The sequence below is a fragment of the Rhizorhabdus antheiae genome (assembly GCF_049889055.1).
In the GTDB taxonomy this organism is placed as follows: Bacteria; Pseudomonadota; Alphaproteobacteria; order Sphingomonadales; family Sphingomonadaceae; genus Rhizorhabdus.
Genome location: NZ_JBLTWO010000006.1, coordinates 269,989 through 285,392 on the forward strand (window position 1 = coordinate 269,989; position 15,404 = coordinate 285,392).

The 15,404-nt window shown below is 65.8% G+C and carries 17 protein-coding genes; 11 read left to right on the forward strand and 6 right to left on the reverse strand.

Annotation, left to right across the window (positions count from 1 at the left end; translation table 11 throughout):
• Positions 1-132: 132 nt before the first annotated feature.
• Positions 133-477, forward strand: a complete 345-nt coding sequence (locus ACNI3R_RS13605; protein WP_426184162.1) for a PilZ domain-containing protein — start codon at positions 133-135, stop codon at positions 475-477.
• Between the two features lie 101 nt (positions 478-578).
• Here the strand turns inward: ACNI3R_RS13605 and ACNI3R_RS13610 are convergent, their stop codons facing one another.
• Positions 579-1,361: a sulfite exporter TauE/SafE family protein gene (locus ACNI3R_RS13610; RefSeq protein WP_426184164.1), complete on the reverse strand. Its 783-nt coding sequence runs from the start codon at positions 1,359-1,361 to the stop codon at positions 579-581.
• Between the two features lie 156 nt (positions 1,362-1,517).
• The gene (locus tag ACNI3R_RS13615) at positions 1,518-2,303 is read right to left on the reverse strand and encodes a DODA-type extradiol aromatic ring-opening family dioxygenase (RefSeq protein ID WP_426184166.1); all 786 of its coding nucleotides are present in this window, start codon (positions 2,301-2,303) and stop codon (positions 1,518-1,520) included.
• Positions 2,304-2,446: 143 nt separating this feature from the next.
• On the opposite strand from ACNI3R_RS13615, the gene ACNI3R_RS13620 reads away from it, so the two are divergent.
• Positions 2,447-2,824: a VOC family protein gene (locus tag ACNI3R_RS13620; protein WP_165323448.1), complete on the forward strand. Its 378-nt coding sequence runs from the start codon at positions 2,447-2,449 to the stop codon at positions 2,822-2,824.
• A 47-nt stretch (positions 2,825-2,871) separates the two neighbouring features.
• Here ACNI3R_RS13620 and ACNI3R_RS13625 read toward each other — a convergent pair whose 3' ends face one another.
• Entirely contained in the window at positions 2,872-3,942 is a 1,071-nt protein-coding gene (locus ACNI3R_RS13625) for an AI-2E family transporter (protein ID WP_426184169.1), read from the reverse strand.
• Positions 3,943-4,070: 128 nt separating this feature from the next.
• Positions 4,071-4,619 (reverse strand): TlpA family protein disulfide reductase, encoded by a 549-nt coding sequence (locus ACNI3R_RS13630; protein ID WP_426184171.1) that lies wholly within the window; start codon positions 4,617-4,619, stop codon positions 4,071-4,073.
• 16 nt (positions 4,620-4,635) lie between these two features.
• On the opposite strand from ACNI3R_RS13630, the gene argH reads away from it, so the two are divergent.
• From argH to galU, 4 genes are all read left to right on the forward strand, one after another.
• On the forward strand, positions 4,636-6,012 hold the full coding sequence (argH, locus tag ACNI3R_RS13635; RefSeq protein ID WP_426184173.1) for an argininosuccinate lyase: 1,377 nt from the start codon (positions 4,636-4,638) through the stop codon (positions 6,010-6,012).
• A complete protein-coding gene (locus ACNI3R_RS13640; RefSeq protein ID WP_426184175.1) occupies positions 6,009-6,263 on the forward strand; it encodes a hypothetical protein in 255 nt (84 codons plus the stop codon). Before argH ends, ACNI3R_RS13640 begins: the two co-directional genes overlap by 4 nt.
• 100 nt (positions 6,264-6,363) lie before the next feature.
• Positions 6,364-7,635: a diaminopimelate decarboxylase gene (gene lysA / locus ACNI3R_RS13645; RefSeq protein ID WP_426184177.1), complete on the forward strand. Its 1,272-nt coding sequence runs from the start codon at positions 6,364-6,366 to the stop codon at positions 7,633-7,635.
• A gap of 10 nt (positions 7,636-7,645) precedes the next feature.
• Positions 7,646-8,515: a UTP--glucose-1-phosphate uridylyltransferase GalU gene (gene galU, locus ACNI3R_RS13650; protein ID WP_426184179.1), complete on the forward strand. Its 870-nt coding sequence runs from the start codon at positions 7,646-7,648 to the stop codon at positions 8,513-8,515.
• Between the two features lie 31 nt (positions 8,516-8,546).
• Here galU and ACNI3R_RS13655 read toward each other — a convergent pair whose 3' ends face one another.
• Complete coding sequence (locus ACNI3R_RS13655) at positions 8,547-9,542, reverse strand: aldo/keto reductase (RefSeq protein ID WP_426184208.1); 996 nt, start codon at positions 9,540-9,542, stop codon at positions 8,547-8,549.
• 87 nt (positions 9,543-9,629) lie between these two features.
• Between ACNI3R_RS13655 and ACNI3R_RS13660 the strand changes: the two genes are divergently transcribed.
• Together ACNI3R_RS13660 and ACNI3R_RS13665 are read left to right on the forward strand one after the other, a co-directional pair.
• Positions 9,630-10,403, forward strand: coding sequence for a precorrin-2 dehydrogenase/sirohydrochlorin ferrochelatase family protein (locus ACNI3R_RS13660; RefSeq protein WP_426184181.1), 774 nt, complete (start codon positions 9,630-9,632; stop codon positions 10,401-10,403).
• A complete protein-coding gene (locus ACNI3R_RS13665; RefSeq protein WP_426184183.1) occupies positions 10,400-11,311 on the forward strand; it encodes a zinc transporter ZntB in 912 nt (303 codons plus the stop codon). Before ACNI3R_RS13660 ends, ACNI3R_RS13665 begins: the two co-directional genes overlap by 4 nt.
• Positions 11,312-11,321: 10 nt before the next feature.
• On the opposite strand, the gene ACNI3R_RS13670 is transcribed toward ACNI3R_RS13665, so the two are convergent.
• Positions 11,322-12,494 (reverse strand): hypothetical protein, encoded by a 1,173-nt coding sequence (locus ACNI3R_RS13670; protein ID WP_426184185.1) that lies wholly within the window; start codon positions 12,492-12,494, stop codon positions 11,322-11,324.
• A gap of 109 nt (positions 12,495-12,603) precedes the next feature.
• Here ACNI3R_RS13670 and ACNI3R_RS13675 point away from each other — a divergent pair, with 109 nt between their 5' ends.
• From ACNI3R_RS13675 to ACNI3R_RS13685, 3 genes are all read left to right on the forward strand, one after another.
• Positions 12,604-13,254 (forward strand): TerC family protein, encoded by a 651-nt coding sequence (locus ACNI3R_RS13675; protein WP_426184187.1) that lies wholly within the window; start codon positions 12,604-12,606, stop codon positions 13,252-13,254.
• A 289-nt stretch (positions 13,255-13,543) separates the two neighbouring features.
• A complete protein-coding gene (locus ACNI3R_RS13680; RefSeq protein WP_426184189.1) occupies positions 13,544-14,608 on the forward strand; it encodes a choice-of-anchor A family protein in 1,065 nt (354 codons plus the stop codon).
• A 141-nt stretch (positions 14,609-14,749) separates the two neighbouring features.
• The gene (locus ACNI3R_RS13685; RefSeq protein ID WP_426184191.1) at positions 14,750-15,223 is read left to right on the forward strand and encodes a DUF2383 domain-containing protein; all 474 of its coding nucleotides are present in this window, start codon (positions 14,750-14,752) and stop codon (positions 15,221-15,223) included.
• The last annotated feature ends 181 nt before the right edge of the window (positions 15,224-15,404 follow it).

Below are 15,404 nucleotides of genomic sequence, written 5' to 3' on the forward strand. Positions count from 1 at the left end.
CCGCCCGCTCCTCCGTACAATCCGCAAAGGATTGCGGGTAATCCCGAATGGCCGCGCAAGGCCCGCTTGTGCGACTGGAGCATCAACAGGAACGACAGCGGCGGATCCACGATATCCGCGAGGAAGAGACGGATGCTCGAACGGTTGAAGGATATTTCCCGCCACGCTTTGGCCCGGATCACCGGCCAGTCGGAAGCCAACGATGCGGACCGGCGGCGCAGCGAGCGCAACGAGACGCTGATCTTCGGGACGGTCATGTCGGGCGGGCAGATGGTGCCTGTGCGCGTGCTCGATCTGTCGCGCGGCGGCGCGCGGATCGAACTGCCCGAGACGCAGAATATCCGCGACCTCGTCTGGCTGCACTGGCCGCGTCTCGAACGGCTCGGCCGGGTGATGTGGGCGGAAGGCCGGTCGATCGGCGTCAAGTTCGCCCAGCCGCTCGGTCCGCATGAATTGCAATCGATCCTGGCGGCTTAAGTCCCGAGTTCTTTCCGCCAGCGGTGCTCAGGCCAGCGCGCTGCAATGGAGAGGACGCCGCCGGAATCCGGTAAGTGTAGCATTGCGTACCGTCCGCTGCCTCAGTGCAGCGCACGCCACAGGCTGTAGAGGCTGGTCGCCGTCAAGACGATACCGACCAGCAGCAACAGGCGCTTCGCCTCGATCTTCTTCGCCAATATCGCCCCGAGCGGCGCGGCCAGCAGGCCGCCGATGATCAGGCCGACCGCCGCGATCGAGAAGGCCTCCAGGCCCAGCGTCAGAATGAAGGTCAGCGAGATCGTCGTCGTCAGGAAGAACTCGGCGGTGTTGACCGTGCCGATCGTGTAACGCGGCTCGGTGCCCTGCACGAGCAGGTTGGACGTCACCACCGGGCCCCAGCCGCCGCCGCCGGCCGCGTCGAGAAAGCCGCCGGTCAGCCCGAGCGGCTCGACGAATTTGGCCGCCTTATATTCGCCGCCATGGTTCATCCGCCAGGACCGCCACAGCAGATAGACGCCGATGCCCGTCAGATAGGCCATGACGAAGGGCCGCGCGACCGATGCGTCGACATTGGCGAGCAGATAGGCCCCTGTGATCCCGCCGAGCATCCCCGGCACGGCCAGCCGGCTGAACAGCTTCCAGTCGATATTGCGGTGATAGACATGGCTGATCGCCGACGCCGCCGTCGTGAAGCTTTCCACCAGATGGACGCTGGCCGAGGCGCGCGCCGGGGCGACGCCCATGATGCTGACGAGGAGGGTGTTGGTGATCACGCCGAACGCCATGCCCAGCGCGCCATCGACCAGCTGCGCGACGAAGCCGACGCCGATGAAGGGCAGGATCGAGTGGACTTGCTCCATCGTCAGTTCGGGCAACACGAACATGGCAGCTTTTCTCCCCAGCACCGGACGATAGGCCGAATGCCACCCCCGCTATGTCTCCGTCCTTATCTCAATCAAATTAATCGACAAGACAAAGGCGGGCCAGTTCTTCTTCGCCAGCCGCAAGAGAAACTTCGAATGCGCCAGGCGGCGACCGCCTCAGTCGAAGCGGAAACCGGATATCATCGTCCCCATTACGGGTTCGCCATAGATTTTCTTCCCGGGGCCTTGCGATGCGCCCGCCGCCACCATCAGCGGCAGCAGATGCTCCTCGCGCGGGTGGGCATAGCGACCGGCGGGGGCGTCGGCCCAGCTGGCCAGACGTTGGGCGCGCGCGCCGGCCGGCCCTTCGACTGCCGTGCCGAGCCAGTCGTCGAACAGGCGCGAAGGCTCTGCCGCGCCGGCCTGGCGATAGGCCTTCATATTGTGGAAGCTCATGCCCGCGCCGACGATCAGCACACCCTCGTCGCGCAGCGGCTGCAGCGCCGCACCGGCCCGCGCCGCGAGCAGCGGATCGAGCTTCCGGTCGAGCGACATCTCGACCACCGGTATATCGGCATCGGGAAAAGCGACCATCAATGGTACGAACGCGCCATGGTCGAGCCCCCGATCGGGATCGACGCCGGCTGCAAGTCCGGCGCCCTCCAGCAGCGCTGCGGCGCGTGAGGCCAGCGCCGGATCTCCCGGTACCGGATAACGCAGCCGATAGGTGTGCTCGGGAAAGCCATAATAGTCGAAGACGAGATCGGGCCGCGCGGTTCCGGTCAGCCGGAACCCCTCGGTCTCCCAATGGCCAGTGACGATCAGGATCGCGCGCGGGCGTTCGGGCAGCAGGCCCGCAAGGTCGCGCAGGAAGCGCTCCATGCCGGTCCACATGCCTTGCGGATCGTCCATGAAGAAACAGGGGCCGCCGCCATGCGGAATGTAGAGACTGGGCATCGTCATGCGCGGAAGATCGGTCGGCCTGTCGCGCATTGCAAGGCAGCTGTCCCGATCTTCCCCGCAGGGATCATCGACAGGTCCCGAAGTCCGTGCCAATCCTTGCCGCGCGGCGGCCGGGGGGTCGCCGGCACAAGGAGAGACGTTCCATGTTCAGCCATATCATGCTCGGTGCGAACGACATCGCGGCATCGAAGAAATTCTACGACGCCATTCTCGGCGTCCTGGGCGTAGCCCCCGGTGCGGGCGGCGATGACCGCGTGTTCTGGATGACCCCGACCGGCATCTTCGCCATCACCAAGCCCATCAATGGCGAGCCGGCCGGCCCCGGCAATGGCAGCACGATCGGCTTCTCCGTGTCCGGCCCCGAGCAGGCCGATGCCTGGCACGCCGCCGGTCTGGCCGCAGGTGGCAGCGCCTGCGAGGATCCCCCGGGCGTCCGTCCCAGCAGCATGGGCGACCTCTATCTCGCCTATCTGCGTGACCCCGCCGGCAACAAGCTCTGCGCCCTGCACCGCATGGGCTGACGATGGTTCCCCGGCGCTTTCACGGCGCCGGGGGCTTTATGTCGGGATCAGGCTTCGCGGGCGCGGGCGTCGGCGAAGATGGTCCAGACGCTGATGAACATCGCGGCGATGACAGGCCCCACGACCAGGCCATGAATCCCGAACACCTCGAGACCGCCCAGCGTCGTGATCAGCACGACATAGTCGGGCAGCCGCGTGTCGCGACCGACGAGCAACGGGCGCAGGATATTGTCGACCATGCCGATCACCAGCACGCCGAGGCCGACGAGGATGATCGCCTTCACCACCGCGCCGGTAGCGAGCAGATAGAGCGCGACCGGGACCCAGACGAGACCGGCGCCCACGGCGGGGATCAGCGAAGCAATGCCCATCATCGTACCGAGCAAGAGCGCGCCCTGCAGCCCCAGCGCCCAGATCGCCACGCCGCCAATCGCGCCCTGGACGATGGCGACGACCATGCTGCCCTTGATAGTGGCGCGGGTGACCACGATGAAGTTGCGGACCAGCGCATTGCGCTGATGCGGTTCGAGCGGCACCGACTCGACCACCGTCTTGCCCAGCGCTTCGCCGTCGCGCAGCAGGAAAAAGGCGAGGTAGAGCATCACGCCGATGATCAGGGTGAAATGCAGCGCCTGCTGTCCGACGAGCAGCGCCTGTCCTGCCAGCGCACCGAAGCTCCCGCTCAGCGCCTCGGTCAGCTGGCGCCGGGCCTGATCGAAGTCGGTCCAGCCCGAACGCCGCAGCAGATTTTCTGCCCAGTCGGGCAAGGCCGCCGTCATCTGGCCGAACAGCTGGGCCAGGTCGACCTGCCCCGACTGCATCTTCGCGTAGAAGGTCAGCAGTTCGTCGATCAGCGCCGAGGCGAGGAACAGCGCCGGCAGCACGACGATCACCGTGATCAGCAACAGGGTAAGGAACGCTGCCCACCCTTCCTTGCCCGGCATGCGCTCCTGCAGCGCCTTGTTGACCGGATAGAAGAGGATGGTGAGCACCAGTGCCCACAGGATCGATGCGAAAAGCGGGGCGATGACCACCGCGAAACCGACACTCACCAGCAGCACGATCAGCAGGAAAGTCCCCTGCTCATAGCGAATCGGCTTCCGTTCCCCCGCGTCCATGCGTCACTCCCACCCTGATCCCCAGCGTCGGGGACCGCTCCTGTCAGGCAAAATGCCACGGCTTTCGTGACGGTTCCATCGGACGCATATTTTCCCTCCGACCGGGCAGAGTTGCGCGCGGGGGCGGATCAGCTGGCCGGGGCGACGGCGTCGGCGATCAGCTTCTTCGCGGGCGCGCCATTCCAGTCCATCGCACCATAGACGCGCCACAGCTCCTTGCCCTGCGCGTCATAGAAGACGGTCGTCGGCAGCGTCTCGGTACCGAGCGCCTGCATCAGGACATTCTGCTGGTCCGAATGGCGGGTCAGCGCCTTGAAGCCCTTCTGCTCGAAAAAGGGGCCGATGACCTTGGCGCCTTCGAGATCCTGGCTGACCGTGATCAGGCGGAAGCGTTCTTCTTCCTGGGCCATCCGGTCGAGCGCGGGCATCTCGGCGACGCAGGGCGCGCACCAGGTCGCCCACAGATTGACCATCAGCGGCTTGCCGCGAAACTGGGTCAGGGTCGCGGGGCCGCCCTTCTCGTCGGCGAAGGGGATCGCGGGCATTTCCTTGCCGCGCTGCGAAATATCGACGCGGCCTACGGATTCGGCGGGTACGCCGCCTTGCGGGGCGTCCTTGGGTTTACTATCGCAGGCGGCCAGCGCCAGAGCGAGGAGACAGGCAATCAACGGCCGCACGAACAACTCCAACAAGATGTGGGGAGGGCGCTTCGCCGAAGGCCCCGCTGCAGTCATGCGCGAGATTAACGCTTCGATCCCGTTCGACAAGCGACTTTGGCAACAGGATATCGCCGGATCGAAGGCGCATGTTGCGATGCTGGCTGCGCAGAAGATCGTCAGCGAGGCCGATGCCGCCGAGATCGTGCGCGGGCTGGACGCGGTCGCTGCCGAATATGCCGAGAAGGGCGTGCCGGTGGACCTCGCGCTGGAGGACATCCACATGGCGACCGAGGGCCGGCTGGCCGAACTGATCGGCGCGCCGGCGGGACGGCTTCACACCGCACGGTCGCGCAACGACCAGGTCGCGACCGACTTCAAGCTGTGGGTGCGCGACGCGATCGATGCGGTCGACGCCGGGCTCCAGGCGCTGCAGGTCGCGCTGGTGACGCGCGCCGACGAACATGCCGCGAGCGTCATGCCAGGCTTCACCCACCTGCAGGTCGCCCAGCCGGTGACCCTCGGCCATCATCTGATGGCCTATTATGAAATGATCGGCCGTGACCGCAGCCGCTTCGCCGACGCGCGCAAGCGGCTGAACCGCTGCCCGCTCGGTGCGGCGGCGCTCGCGGGCACCGGCTTTCCGATCGACCGTCACAGCACTGCCGAAGCGCTGGGCTTCGATGGCCCCACCGACAACAGCCTCGACTCGGTCAGCGACCGCGATTTCGCGCTCGACTATCTGATGGCGGCGACCCAGCTGAGTCTGCACCTGTCGCGGCTGGCCGAAGAGTTCATCATCTGGGCGAGCCAGCCCTATGCCTTCGTCAAGCTGCCCGACAGCTATTCGACCGGCTCCTCGATCATGCCGCAGAAGCGCAACCCCGACGCGGCCGAGCTGGTGCGCGGCCATTCGGGGCGCATCGCCGGCTGCATGACCGCGCTGGTGATGACGATGAAGGGCCTGCCGCTCGCTTATTCGAAGGACATGCAGGACGACAAACCGCCGGTGTTCGAGGCGCACGACCTGCTCGCTCTGTCGATCGCGGCGATGACCGGCATGATCGAGACCGCGACCTTCGTCGCCCCGCGCCTGCGCCAGGCGGCCGAGCAGGGCTTCTCGACCGCGACCGACCTCGCCGACTGGCTGGTCCGCGTCGCCGACATCCCCTTCCGCGAGGCGCACCACATTACCGGTACCGCCGTGAAGCTCGCCGAGCGCGAGGGGCTGGCGCTCGACAAGCTGCCGATCGAGGCGCTCAAGTCGATCGACGAACGGATCGACGAGCGCGTCTATCGGGCGCTGTCGGTCGACGCCTCGGTCGAAAGCCGCGCGAGCCATGGCGGCACCGCGCCGTCGCAGGTGCGCCAGCGCATCGCCGACGCCAAGGCACGCCTGGGGATCGCGGCATGAGCGCGCGCCGCTACGCCGCCTGCGCCGCAGCCATCGCGCTGCTGCTGCTCGCCGGGTGCGGCAAGCGCGATGTGCTGCGCCCGCCCGAGGGCAAGGCCCTGCCGTCCAAGCCCGCAACGGCCGCGACCCAGCCGACGGTGCAGGACCTGCTGACCCCTCCCGTCGAGTCGCGGCCGGTGCGCAGCGACGACGTGCTACGCCGGTCGGAAGAGCGGCCGGACGACCGTTTCAACCTGCCGCCGCCGGGCTGATCGCAACACCGGCAGACGATATCCAACGCCGCCCGTGCCGAAGGACTCGGTACGCGGCCATTTGCGGGCAGGGCCTGACCCGCCCGACAACGGGGACGAGATGGACCATTTCGAGCTTAAGGACGGCGTGATGCATGCCGAGGGCGTGCCGCTGCCGGCGATCGCGGAGGCGGTGGGCACCCCGGTCTATGTCTATTCCTCGGCGACGATAGCACGCCATGTGGCGGTGTTTCGCGAGGCGCTGGCGCAGGTCGAATCGGGTCCCGACGGCCCGCTGATCGCCTTCGCGGTGAAGGCCAATCCCAACAAGGCGGTGCTGGCGACGCTCGCCGGCCTCGGCCTGGGCGCCGACGTGGTGTCGGGTGGCGAGCTGCTGCGCGCCCGCGCAGCCGGCATCCCCGCCGAGAAGATCGTCTTCTCCGGCGTCGGCAAGACCGCCGACGAGATGCGTCTCGCTTTGTCCGAGGGCATTTTCCAGTTCAACATCGAGTCCGAACCCGAAGCCGAGATGCTGTCGGAGGTCTCCTCCGCCATGGGCGTCGAGGCGCCGATCGCCTTCCGGATCAACCCCGATGTCGTCGCCGGCACCCATGCCAAGATCTCGACCGGCGGCTCGGAGGACAAATTCGGCGTCGCCTATGACCGCGCGCTTGCCGCCTATGCCCGCGCGGCCGAGCTGCCCGGCCTGTCGGTGCGGGGCGTGGCGGTCCATATCGGCAGCCAGCTGACCGACCTCGCCCCGTCGCGCGCCGCCTTCGAGAAGATCGGCGCACTGATCGCGGACCTCCGCGCCGCCGGCCATGCGATCGTCACCGCCGACCTCGGCGGCGGACTCGGCGTGCCCTATGACCCCGCCAAGCCGGTGCCGCCGCTCCCCGCCGCTTATGGCGCGATGGTGCGCGAAGTGACGGCCGGCTGGGACGTGCGCCTGCTGTTCGAGCCGGGCCGCGTGATCGTCGGCAACGCCGGCGTGCTGCTCACGCGGGTGATCCGGGTGAAGCAGGGCGTGACCGATCCTTTCGTGATCGTCGACGCCGCAATGAACGATCTGATGCGGCCGAGCCTCTACGACGCCTGGCACGATATCCGCAGCGTTACGCCGAACGGTGCCGACATGACGGCGAACATCGTCGGTCCCATCTGTGAAAGCGGGGATACTTTCGCCAAGAAGCGCGTCATGGATGCGGTCGAGCCGGGCGATCTGGTGAGCTTCATGACGGCAGGCGCCTATGGCGCGACCATGGGCAACACCTATAACAGCCGCGCGTTGACCCCGGAGGTGCTGGTTCGGGGCGACGACTGGGCGGTGGTGCGCGAGCGCCAGCCGATCGAGGCGCTGATCGCCGCCGACCAGCTTCCGCCGTGGATGTGAGGGAGAGACGATGAAACCCGTTCGCAAGGCGATCTTCCCGGTCGCGGGCTTCGGCACCCGCTTCCTGCCGGCCACCAAGGCCGTGCCCAAGGAGATGCTGCCGGTGGTCGACCGTCCGCTGATCCAATATGCGGTCGACGAGGCCCGCGCCGCCGGGATCGAGCAGATGATCTTCGTCACCGGTCGCAACAAATATGCGATCGAGGACTATTTCGATTCCGCCTATGAGATCGAGAGCGATCTGGCGGCCAAGAACAAGACCGAGTTTCTCGACCGGCTCGAAGCCACGCGGCTGACGCCCGGCCACGCCGCCTTCATCCGCCAGCAGCAGATGCTGGGCCTCGGCCATGCGGTCGCCTGCGCACGCGATCTGGTCGGCGACGAGCCGTTCGCCGTGCTGCTGCCGGACGAGCTGCTGTGGAACCCGGCTTCACCCTGCCTTCAGCAGATGGTCGAGACCTATGAAGCCAAGGGCGGCAATGTCGTTGCGGTGCTCGAAGTGCCCGAGGAGCATACCCACCGCTATGGCATCGTCGATCCGGGCATGAGCGAAGGCGCGGTGACCGAGGTCCGGCGGATGGTCGAAAAGCCAGCCGCCGGGACCGCGCCGTCGCGTCTTGCGATCGTCGGCCGTTATATCCTCCAGCCCGAAATCTTCGCGCTGCTCGACAAGGGCGAGCGTGGGGCCGGCGGGGAGATCCAGCTGACCGATGCCATGGCCAAGCTTATCGGAACGCAGCCCTTCCACGCGCTGACCTTCGACGGCGAGCGCCACGACTGCGGCGACAATGCCGGTTTCATCCAGGCCAATATCGCGCTGGCGCTCGAGCGCCCCGAACTGCGCGAGTCGATCCAGGCCTTCATCAAGACGCTGGTCTGACGGGGCGCGCGGCGGAATGCCGCAGCCGGGCTCAGGCGAACTCTTCGGTAGTGACCGTCGCCTGCATGGCGGGCCCATAACGGCTGCCCGCCACCGTCCGCTCGTTGATCAGCGCGTCGAGCGCGGCCATCCGTCCGGCGTCGAGCCGCACGTCCACGGTGCGCATATTCTCTTCGAGATGGGCGACGCTGCTCGTGCCGGGGATCAGCACCAGCGTCGGATCGCGGTGCAGGAGCCACGCCATCGACAATTGCGCCGGAGTGCATCCGATCTGCGTCGCGATATCTGCGAATTGGCGCAGAAGTTCGAGATTATGGCTGAGATTGGGTTCCTGGAAGCGCGGCATCGTGCCGCGCAGGTCGCCGTCGGCCGGCTGCCAGCCCGGCGCCATCGCCCCCGCCAGGAAGCCACGCCCGACTGGCGAGAAGGCGACGAAGGTCGTGCCGAGCGCATGGCAGGCGTCGAGCACCGCGATTTCCGGATTGCGCGTCCACAGCGAATATTCGGTCTGCAGCGCAGCGATGGGGTGGATGCCATGCGCTCGGCGCAGCTGGTCGGCCGAACATTCCGACAGGCCGATCGACCCGATCTTGCCCGCCTCGACCGCCTTCGCCAGCGCCCCCACCGACTCCTCGATCGGGGTCTTGGGATCGGGGCGGTGGAGATAATAGACGTCGATATGGTCGAGGCCGAGCCGCTGCAGGCTCTTGTCGAGCGTCTCGGCGATCGAGGCCGGCGATCCGTCGACCGCGCGCGGATTGTCCGGCGTGGCGCGGAAGCCGCATTTGGAGGCGAGGACGAACTCGCTGCGGCGCGCCTTCAGCGTCCGTCCGACGAGCGTCTCATTATGGCCGTTGCCATAGATCGCTGCCGTATCGAGGAAGTCGACGCCCAGATCGAGCGCACGGTGGAGCAGACGCTCCGATCCGGCCTCGTCGGGCTGCGGTCCATAGGAAGCGCTCAGGCTCATGCAGCCCAGGCCCATGGGGTTGACCGAAAAGGGGCCGACTGCGCGCTTCGCCTGCATCATGATTTCCTTTTGTGCTACACCTGCTCTGCCCTGCCACGGCGGAAGCAGCTTGGCAAAATAGGCTGTGCGGGCGACAAGCGGATCATGCACAGCCTGCCGCTTTTCCTGTCATTGCAAGGACGTCCCGTGATCCTGGTCGGCGAGGGCGGGACCGCCGATGCCAAGCGACGGCTTATCGAGCGTGCCGGGGCGATCCCGGTCGGCGAAGAGGATCGTGCTGCCCGGATCGCCTTCGTCGCCTGCGAAGAGGCTGCGGAGGGCGAGGCCGTCGCCGCCCGGCTCAAGGCGCGCGGCCTGCTCGTCAACGTCGTCGACCGGCCGGCTTTGTGCGACTTCACCACACCCGCCATCGTCGACCGCGATCCGGTGATCGTCGCGATCGGCACCGGCGGCCGCTCGGCCGGGCTGGGCAAGGTGCTGCGCCAGCGGCTCGAGACGCTGCTGCCCGCCGGGGTAGGGCGGCTTGCCGAAGCGCTCTACGAAGCCCGTGAGGCGATCCGCCGCCGCTGGCCAGCCCCCGACGATCGGCGGCGCGCCATCGACGCCGGGCTGGCCGAAGGCGGCCCGATCGATCCCTTTCGCGACGGCGCCGCAGCCTCGGTGTCGCACTGGCTGGTGGCCGAAGCCGAGGAGGTCGGTGACCGGCTCGTGCGGATCCGGCTCCGTTCCGATCATCCCGACGATCTGACGCTGCGCGAGGCGCGGTTGCTGGGGCAGGCCGACCGTATCTTCCACCGCGCCGATATCGCGCCCGCCATCCTCCACCGCGCCCGCGCCGATGCGGAGCGGCTGGCCTGCGATGCACCGCCACCCGCGCCCGGCCCCGGCCTGTCGCTCGATCTGGAGAGGGTGCGATGACGCCGGGATGGTCGATCGGCAAGGATGTCGCGCCCTTTCGCTGGATCCACATCGACGGCCGCGAGAGCGAGGCGACGGCGGCGCTCGATCGAGCGGACATGGCGTTGCCCGACACAGTCCGCCAGAATCTGCTGGCGATGGAAACGCGGCCCCGCTGCCAGTCGATGGGCGAGGGAGTTCTCATCAACCTGCGCGGCCTGCGCCTCCACCCCGATGACGACGGCGATGCGCTCGTCTCGATCCGGATGTGGGCGGAGCGGGGCCGCGTCGTCTCAGTCTGTTTCCGCCAGCTGGCGGGGCTCGACGAGCTCCGCGAACGGATGGAGCAGGGGGCCTATTGCGATCCCGGCGACCTGATCGCCGCACTGGCGCTCGAAATCAGCCTCCGGCTCGATCCGGTCGTCGCCGATCTGGGCGACCAGGTCGATGAGTGTGAGCTCTCCCTGTCGGGTGACACGCTCCACCTGCGCCGCCACATAGCTCGCGCGCGCTCGGCGGCGATCGGCTATCGCCGCTTCATCGTGCCCCAGCGGCAGGCGCTGGAGGCGATGGCGCAGCTGCCACAGGACTGGCTGGAAGATGACGACCGGGTCCACCTGCGCGAAGCAGCGGACCGTTTCGCGCGGATGAGCGAGGAGCTCGAGGCGGTACGCGAGCGGTCGGCGCTGTTGCACGAGCAGATCACCGACCTGCGCGCCGAGAAGATCGATCGCCGCTCGCTGATCGTCGCGATCGTCGCGCTGATCTTCCTGCCGCTGACCTTCGTCACCGGACTGTTCGGCATGAATGTCGACGGCATTCCCTATGCCCATCATCCCGCCTCCTTCTGGGTGGTGACGGGGTTCAGCCTTTTCGTCGGGCTCGCGGTTGGGCTTGGCTTTGTGGCGGCGCGCTGGTTTCGGGTTTAGCAGCCGGGGTTCAGCGGACGACGGTCAGGCTCTGGAGATAGCCGGCAATGGCGTCGGCCGCCCGCTGCGAACCGCTCTCGCCCCATGCATCGAAGGTTTCGTCATAGGCCTGGTCCTGCACCGCCCGATAGGATTCGTGCGAGGCGAACGCCTGGTCGACGGCAGCGATGATGTCGGCGTCGGCACCTGCGACCGGGCCGAAATGCCAATGCGCGTAATTCTCGTCTTCGCGCCAGTCGACGCCATGCGCATCGAGGAACAGGCAGGGCCTCCGCTCGCGCAGATATTCATAGACCTGACTGCTGACGTCGCCGACATAGAGGTCGGCCAGGCTGGTATAGCTCATGTCGATCGAGCGGTCGCTGCCCGGATCGACATGGATGCGCGGATGGCCGCGATAGCGGTCGAACAGCGGCTGCCACCGCGCGCGCGCGCGCTGCCCGTCGAGCAGTCTGACATGCGGGGCGACGATCAGATTATAGCGATCCTGCGCGGCAAAGGCAGCCATGAGCTTGGCACCCATGACTTGCCAGGATCCCAGCTCGGAGAAATGAGGGTTGTAGAGAACCACCGGCCGATCATCGCCGGGGAAGGGTGTCCAGGCCGGATCGCGCGCGGCGTCGGCGGCTTCGAACTTGGGATAGCCGACCACCGCATGCGCGCCTTCCCGGATCAGCCCGTCGCGCAGCATCCGCCGGCGGTGCTTGGACCCCGCCATCAGAACGAAATCGAACAGACGGATGCGCGGATCGAAGCCGGCGGCGCGATCGCCGGCACCATGGTCAAGATGAATGAAGCGCGGATGCCGCACGCCCAGCCGTTTCAGGACGATCGACGTGCGCTCGGGCAGGGCGATGGCATCATAATGCCGCAAGCGGCGGGCAAGGACCATCAGCGTCAATATCTTCGGCGGAACCGCCGCGCCGGTCAGGCGCCGCGCGCCTTCGAGCAGGGACGACTGCAAGCCTTCATAGCGGATCGAACTTCCGCCCAGGCGATCGACCAGCCAGCGGGCATAGTCGAGATGGCCTGGGGCCGGCGAGAGGATGGACACCTCCATGTCGCTGCGGCGGCCGAGCAAGGCGGCGGTCGACAGGCCGTGCAGCATCTGATGACGCTGGGCGTTGAACAGGAAGCACAGGCGGAAGGGGGTATCGCGCTTCGCCACCATGATCGACGGCATCCTGGTCCCTGTCAGAGAGCTAGCGCGCCCCATGGCGCGCAAGCCCGGCTTATGCAAGCGGACGCCGGAACAGTCTCGACAGAAATGGCGTTTCGGCTACTGAGGTCACATGCTCGAACTCTGGAACCATATCGTCGCGGATTTCGCGAATATCACCAGCCCGGCGGCCATGTCGGCCTTTTTGCAAGTGCTGATGATCGACGTCATGTTGGCCGGCGACAATGCGATTGTCGTTGGCGCGCTTGCTGCGGGCCTGCCTGCAGGCCAGCGTCGCAAGGTCATCCTGATCGGTATCGTCGCCGCGCTGGTGCTCCGCATCATCTTCGCCGTGTCGGTCAGCAGGTTGATGAACATCGTCGGACTGGTGTTCGCCGGCGGCTTGCTGCTGCTGTGGGTCGCCTGGCGCATGTTCCGCGAAATCCGACATTCGGGCATGCACGCAGGCGACGATCCGACCGAGCATGACGGCATCCCGCAGTCCAAGACCTTCCTCGGCGCCGCCTGGGCGGTCGCGGTCGCGGACGTGTCGATGAGCCTGGACAATGTGCTCGCGGTCGCCGGCGCTGCACGCGAGCATCCCGGGATATTGGTGATCGGCCTGCTGCTGTCGGTCGCGTTGATGGGCGTCGCCGCCAACGTCATCGCCAAATATATCGAGCGCTATCGCTGGATCGCCTATGTCGGCCTCATCGTGATCCTCTATGTCGCGGTGAAGATGATCTGGGAAGGCTGGCACCAGGTCGTCCCGCTTCTGACCTGACCAGGCCTTCGGTACCGCATTCTCCGCCCTCGCACTCCCGTGCGGGGGCTTTTTTTGCGCTTTGCCGTTGCAATAGTTTACGGTTTATTCGTTTTTTTACTTCGTTATGACTTCAGCTATACATGATTGCGGCTTCTTGATACAAAAGTGTCGGAGTTTTTTACAACTCAAGTGGCGCCAATCTTCGCCAGTTCCTGCATTTGTTACTGGAAATGATACCGGGAATGGAGTATTGGCTGTTCTCGACTGATGGGGCTCTGCCTCGCAACCGACGCCGTGGAGTATTGTAATGCGTCCGTTCCTCAAGCTTCCGATGCTCATCGCCGGAGCCCTGGCCATCCTGTCTGCGGGAGCGGCGCAAGCTGCGCTGGTCGGACAGTCGATCTCGACGGGCATCGCGGCGATGAAGGAATGGAACGTCGTCTCCTTCAACAATTTCCAGTCGTACAACCATGTCGACGGCAGGGTCTATGTCGGCGGCAGCTTCACGGCCGGCAGCAACTTCACGATCCAGAACAACAATATCCCCGCCAGCCAATATGGCACGCCGGCGCTCACCGTTGGCGGCAGCGCGCAGATGGCGGGCAGCGTCAATGCCGGAGGCGGCATCGCCGTCGGCGGGTCGATCAGCGGCAATTTCAACAACAACGGCAATAATGTCGTGACCTATGGCGGATCGAACAGCGCCTTCGCCAACAACACGACCTTTCAGTCCGGCGGTGCCAATTTCGCCAGCACGATCAACGCACAGACCAACGACATCAAGGTATCGCTGACCAGCCTCAGCCAGAATCTCGCGACCCTTGCCAACACGGCCGGCGTGACCGTCGGGGGCGACAGCAACAACCAGACGATCACAGTCGCCAATAGCGGACTCAACGTCCTCAACTGGTCGGAAGCGATGTTTGAAGGCAATTCGAACCAGCAGCTGCAGATAACGCTACCTACCAACGCCACGCTGGTCATAAACGTCGCGGGCACCGACATCGACTTCAACCGCAATTTCAACCGCTTCACCGGTGACAATCGCGTTCTGTTCAACTTCTACGAGGCAACCACGGTCGATATCGGCCGGCAGTTCAGCGGCTCGATCCTCGGCGTCTTCGCCGACATCACGGGCGGCAACAGCGGCAATATCGATGGCACGGTGATCGGCAACAATGTTCGCCAGAATGCCAATGGTGAGATCCACAACAATTATTTCCAAGGCGATCTGTCCAGCCTGTCGAGCAGCAGCAATCCGGTCGTTGCCCCCGAGCCTTCGACCTGGGCCATGCTCATTCTGGGCTTCGGCCTCGTCGGCGCCGTACTGCGCGGACGCCGCACGCACCCGACGGTCCTGCAGGCAATGTAAGGCCGTTTCATCTTCGAGACCATCAAAGGCCCACCCTCAGGTGGGTCTTTTCTTAAGTGGAATCCGCAGGATAACAGGAATTGTCCTGAATTGATTTAAGCCACTCACGAGCCGAGCATCGGGACCGGAGGGTGTTCCGTCATGTCTCAGCGGCTTCATGCGGCCATCCAAGCTTTGGTCGAAACTGTCATGGACAGTGTCGCAGGCTATGAGCACATCGCCTCGCACACATATGGCTTCGGCTGGTACAACTACTGCGAAATGCACGCACTCGAGCGGCAGCGGCTCGCCATCGCGCTGCGGCGGGCGGGCGAGGCCTATGGCGGCCATACCGAACAGCACGGCACGCTGCTCGGTACCGCGCACCGGCTGTTCCTCGATCTGAAGTCGGCACTGCTCGATGGCGAGCAAGCCGCAGTGGACGAACTGCTCCGTGGGGAGAAATTTCTTGCCGGGCAGATCAGCAGGGTGCACCGCGATGCGGGTGAGCGGCCAGCCGACGTCGAGGTCGCCCTTGCCACCCTTTACCGCAATGTGCACTCGTCGATCGGCGAACTCACGGCCTTGCGCAAGCACATCGAACAAGGGCAGCACCCCTCGCCAAGCCGTTTATAGCATCTCATGCGCGCGTGGGCGCTGCGAGCGACGGCGTGGTGCATGCTATTTGCGCTGTTGGTCGGTGCGCCGGGTCAGGCGATCATCTTCGCCGTCGATCCGAACGAGCATGGGGTTGCTAGAGCGTTTTCGAACCAGATGGAATCATCTGGTGACTCGGAAAACGGGGTAAAACAATAAG